The organism is Pseudonocardia sp. KRD291 (genome assembly GCF_019263595.1).
Lineage (GTDB): Bacteria > Actinomycetota > Actinomycetes > Mycobacteriales > Pseudonocardiaceae > Pseudonocardia.
On record NZ_JADQDD010000395.1, the window covers coordinates 1 to 4625 of the forward strand.

The following is a 4625-nucleotide window of genomic DNA, read 5'->3' on the forward strand; positions in this document are numbered from 1 at the left end:
TGGCCCTCATGGATCGCGTTGAGGCTCCACAACGCGAGGTAGGGGTGGGGTAGTGGGATGTGGCGGCGGCGGGGAGTGGTGGTGTGGTGGCGCGGTGTGATCACTGGTGCGGGAGGATCGGGGGGTGAGTGAGCGGATGGACGCCTGCGGACGGGCCTTCGAGATCACCGACGGGGACGCGCGGGCGGTCGTGTACGAGGTCGGGGCGACGCTGGCACTGTTCGAGTCCGGTGGCCTGGCCCGGACCGAGACGCACCCGCCGACGCGGCGTCCGCCGAAGGGCGCCGGTGCGGTGCTCGCGCCGTGGCCGAACCGGGTCCGCGGCGGGTGCTGGCGCCACGACGGCACCGAGCAGCAGCTCGCGCTGACCGAACCCGACGCCGGCAACGCCATCCACGGCCTGCTCCGGCACGTCGGGTGGACGGTCTGCGAGCACACCGCGGCCACGCTGACCCTGTCCGCCGTCGCGGCCGTGCAGCCCGGATGGCCGCAGCCGGTCCGCGTCACCGTCACCTGGTCGCTGGCCGACGGGGGCCTGACCGTGTCCACCACGGCCACCTGCCTCGGCGACGCGCCGGTCCCGTTCGGTCTCGGCTTCCACCCGTACCTGCGGGTCGGCGACATCCCCACCGACGAGCTCGCGCTCACCCTCGGTGCGGACACCGAGCTGCCGCTGACCGACCAGCTCCCGGACGGCGAGGTGCACCGCCTCGCCGGCGCCGACCCGCTGCGCAGCGGGCTGGTGCTCGCCGGGCAGGTCCTCGACGCCGCCTACGGCGGATGCCGTCCCGCGTCCGGGGATGACATCACACGGCACCGCCTTACCGCGGCCGACGACCAGGGCACCGAGCTGTGGGCCGACCCGGCGTTCGGCTGGGTGCAGGTCTTCACCCCGGACGACTTCCCGGGCCGGGGCCGCGCGGTCGCCGTCGAGCCGATGACCTGCCCGCCGGACGCGCTGAACTCCGGCACCGACCTCGTGACCCTGGTCCCGGGCGAGCCGTGGACGGCGTCCTGGGGCCTGCGCCCGATCGGCTGACCCGGCCCGGCGCGGCCCGACCCAGGGGTTAGAGGGTCAGAGGCAGCCGTGCAGCGCGTCCAGGAGGCGCGCGGCCCGGGTGTCGGTGTCCTCGGAGCGCATCTCGTTGGTGACGAACGAGAATCCCAGCTCGTGCTCCGGCCAGGCGCCGTGGCGCCCGCCGCCCGCACCGCTGTGCCCGAACGCCTCGGCGACCGGGCCGTAGGTGCCGATCGGGTCGGCCAGCTCGAAGCCCAGCCCGAACCGCAGCGGCCGGTCGTTGACGGCGTCGGTGCCCTCGGCGTGGGTGCGGGTCGCGGCGGCCAGCGCGGGTGCCGGGACCAGCGGGTCCCGGCAGTCGGCGAGGCGGCCGTAGACCCGGGCCATCGACCCGGCGCCGCCCACGCCGCCGCCGGCGGGGGAGCCCGACGTCCGGTAGGCGCGGGAGTTGACCAGCTCCGGGTCGTCGGTGAGCACCCGGTACATGCGTTCGACGATCCGCCGCCGCACCGGGTCGGTGAGGAACGTGGAGAGCCGGTAGTCGGGCTCGCGCACGATCTGGGCCATCCGCTCGGCCTGGGCGTCCGGGGTGCGCAGCCGCAGGTCCACCCCCGGCACCTCGTTCAGTGTCGTCGCCACCAGCTCCGCGGTGTCGCGCCCGGTGGTGCGCCGCACCAGCTCGTCGACCAGGTGCCCGAACGTCAGCGCGTGGTAGGCGACCCGGGTACCGGGCTCCCACAGCGGGGCCTGCCCGGCCAGCGCCGCCGCGCTCGCCCGCGTGTCCAGGACGTCGACGTCGTCGTTCTCGACGTAGGGCAGCCCGGCGGTGTGCGAGAGGACCTGTGCGACCGTCACGGCGTCCTTGCCGGCGGCGGCGAACTCCGGCCAGTACCGACGCACCGGCGCGTCCGGGTCGAGCACCCCGCGTGCGGCGAGCAGCGCGCACACCGTGGCCGCGAGGCCCTTCGTGCCGGAGAACAGGACCGCCGTCGTGTCGGCGGTCCACCGACGTCCGGTGGCCGGGTCGGCGAGGCCGCCGTACAGCTCGACCAGCGGCTCCCCGCGCCGGACGACGCTGAACGCGACCCCGCCGTTCGTGTCCGCCAGCACCTCGGCGAACGCATCGGCCACCGGGGCGAACCCGGTGGCGGTCCGCATCTCCGCGACTGGAGGCACGCCGGCGCTCACGCCCCGACCCGCATCGTCGGCGTGTGCTCGAGCAGCTCGACGGTGTAGGCGTGCTGCGGGCGGGACAGGACCTCGTCGACGGTGCCCTGCTCGACGATCCGGCCCCGGTGCAGCACCGCGATCCGGTCCGCGACGTGGCGGGCCAGCGCGATGTTGTGCGTCACGAACAGCATCGCCGTGCCCAGCTCCCGGCGCACCAGCGCCAGCAGGTCGAGGATCGCGGCCTGCACCGACACGTCCAGTGCCGAGGTGACCTCGTCGCAGACCAGCACGTCCGGCGCGGTGACCAGGGCGCGGGCGATCGCGGCGCGCTGGCGTTCCCCGCCGGAGAGCCCGCCCGGGTAGCGCCCGGCGAACGAGCTGTCCAGCCGTACCTGGCCGAGCATGTCGTGCACCCGGTCCCTGCGCCGGCCTGCGTCGAGGTCGGTGAGCCGCCGCAGCGGCACCTCCAGCGAACCGCCGATCGTGCGCCGCGGGTTCAGCGAGGCGAACGGGCTCTGGAACACGTACTGCACGCCGCGCCGCTGGGCCGGGGTCCGGTCGAACCCGAGCGCCTGCCCGCGCAGCGCGACCGAGCCGTCGTCGAGCTCCAGCAGCCCGGCCAGCCCGCGGGCCAGCGTGGTCTTGCCGGAGCCGGACTCGCCGAGCAGCATCAGGCACTCGCCGGGCGCGAGCTCCAGGTCCACCCCGTCCAGCACGGTGGTGCGCCCGTACCGTTTGGACACCCCGCGCACCGCCAGCAGCGGCTCCCCGTCCGGCGCGGGCTCCGGGGCGTCGCGCTCCGGGGCCGAGTGCAGGTCCGGCACCGCGGCGATCAGCCCGCGGGTGTAGGCGTGGCGCGGGGCGTGCAGTACCTGCGCGACCTCCCCGGTCTCCACCACCTCACCGGCGCACATCACGGCGACCCGGTCGGCCAGCTGCGCGACCACGGCCAGGTCGTGGGTGATGTAGAGCGCGGCGGTGCGCGAACGGGTCACCAGCTCGCGGACGGTGTCGAGCACGAGGTCCTGGGTGGTCACGTCGAGCCCGGTGGTCGGCTCGTCGAGCACCACCAGGTCCGGGCGGCAGGCGAACGCGGTCGCGATCCCGACCCGCTGCTGCTGACCGCCGGAGAGCTGGTGCGGGTAACGGGCCAGGAACGCGTCGTCGCCGGGGAGCCCGACGTCGGCGAGCACCTCCCGCACCCGCCCGGTGCGTTCCGTGGCGCTCATGGACATGTGCTCGGCCAGCACCTCGTCGATCTGGCGCCCGACGCGCAGCAGCGGGTTCAGCGACAGCGCCGGGTCCTGCGGCACGTAGCTGAGCAGCCGCCCGCGCATCGACCGCATCGACGCAGGCGGCAACGCCAGCAGGTCCTCGACCTGCTCGGTGTGCCCGTCGAAGGAGATCCGGCCGCCGGTGTGGGCCAGCCCCTCCCGGAAGTGGCCCAGCGCCGCCAGCGCGGCCGTCGTCTTGCCGGATCCGGACTCGCCGACCAGGGCCAGGATCTCGCCGGGCGCGATCTCGTAGTCGATCCCGTGCAGCACCTCGCGGCCGCCGGTGGTGGCGATCCGCAGGTCGTGGCAGCGCAGCGTCGGGGCGGAGCCGGTGCGCGAGCCGGCCTCGGTTGCGGTGTCGGTGGTGCTCACGGGGTGGCCTCCACGCTCGTGTCGGCGGACGCGCGCGCCAGCCCGTCGGTGATCATGTTGGTGCCCACGGTCAGGATCGCGATCGCGGCCACCGGGAGCAGGACGCCCCACGGCGCGACGACCAGCGCGATCCGGTTCTCGTTGATCTGCAGGCCCCAGTCCGCGGCCGGTGGCTGCACGCCCAGCCCGAGGAACGACAGCGACGCGATGTAGCCGATCGAGTAGGTCAGGCGCAGGCCCAGCTCCACCATCAGCGGGCCGGTGATGTTCGGCAGGATCTCGGTGCTCAGGATCCGGCGCCGGGGCACCCCGTACATCCGGGCGGCCAGCACGTAGTCCTGCCCGGCCACCGCCAGCGTGGCCTGCCGGGCGACCCGGGCCACCCGGGGGATGTGGGTGATGCCGATGACCAGCACCAGCAGCCAGCCCGACGAGCCGAGCACGGCCACCGCCAGCAGGGCGAGCACCAGCTGCGGGAACGAGAGCAGCACGTCCCCGCCGCGCATCACCAGGCTGTCGAGCCGGCCGCCGCTGTAGCCGGCGACCATGCCGGCCAGCGCGCCGCCGACGAGCCCGATCGCGGTCGCCGCCAGCGCGTAGAGCAGCACCGGGCCACCGCCGGCGAGGAAGCGGGTGAGCACGTCGCGACCCAGGTCGTCGGTACCGGCCGCGCCGTCCGGGCGGAACGGCTTGCCGACGAAGTCGCCGATGTCGTGCCCGGTCAGCAGCGGGCCCAGTACCGGCCCGAGCAGCGCGACCGCGACGACGACCAGCGTCAGTGCGGTCCCGAT

4 protein-coding genes are annotated in these 4625 nt (G+C 74.9%); 1 reads left to right on the plus strand and 3 read right to left on the minus strand.

The genetic code is table 11. The features are described 5' to 3' along the window. Nucleotides 1-136: 136 nt before the first annotated feature. The gene (locus I4I78_RS30525) at nt 137-1039 is read left to right on the plus strand and encodes an aldose 1-epimerase family protein (protein WP_218614979.1); all 903 of its coding nucleotides are present in this window, start codon (nt 137-139) and stop codon (nt 1037-1039) included. A gap of 36 nt (nt 1040-1075) precedes the next feature. Here the strand turns inward: I4I78_RS30525 and I4I78_RS30530 are convergent, their stop codons facing one another. The 3 genes from I4I78_RS30530 to I4I78_RS30540 all read right to left on the minus strand — a co-directional run. Next, a complete protein-coding gene (locus I4I78_RS30530; RefSeq protein ID WP_218614977.1) occupies nt 1076-2176 on the minus strand; it encodes a serine hydrolase domain-containing protein in 1101 nt (366 codons plus the stop codon). A gap of 26 nt (nt 2177-2202) precedes the next feature. Next, the gene (locus I4I78_RS30535) at nt 2203-3834 is read right to left on the minus strand and encodes a dipeptide ABC transporter ATP-binding protein (protein WP_374225947.1); all 1632 of its coding nucleotides are present in this window, start codon (nt 3832-3834) and stop codon (nt 2203-2205) included. Next, the coding region (locus tag I4I78_RS30540) for an ABC transporter permease (protein ID WP_226380744.1) at nt 3831-4625 on the minus strand (795 nt) is incomplete at its 5' end. The genes I4I78_RS30535 and I4I78_RS30540, both read right to left, overlap by 4 nt.

Coding starts and splice junctions, on each gene's coding strand:
- I4I78_RS30525 (WP_218614979.1), top strand. CDS start 137: ATGGACGCCTGCGGACGGGCCTTCGAGATCACCGACGGGGACGCGCGG.
- I4I78_RS30530 (WP_218614977.1), bottom strand. CDS start 2,176: ATGCGGACCGCCACCGGGTTCGCCCCGGTGGCCGATGCGTTCGCCGAG.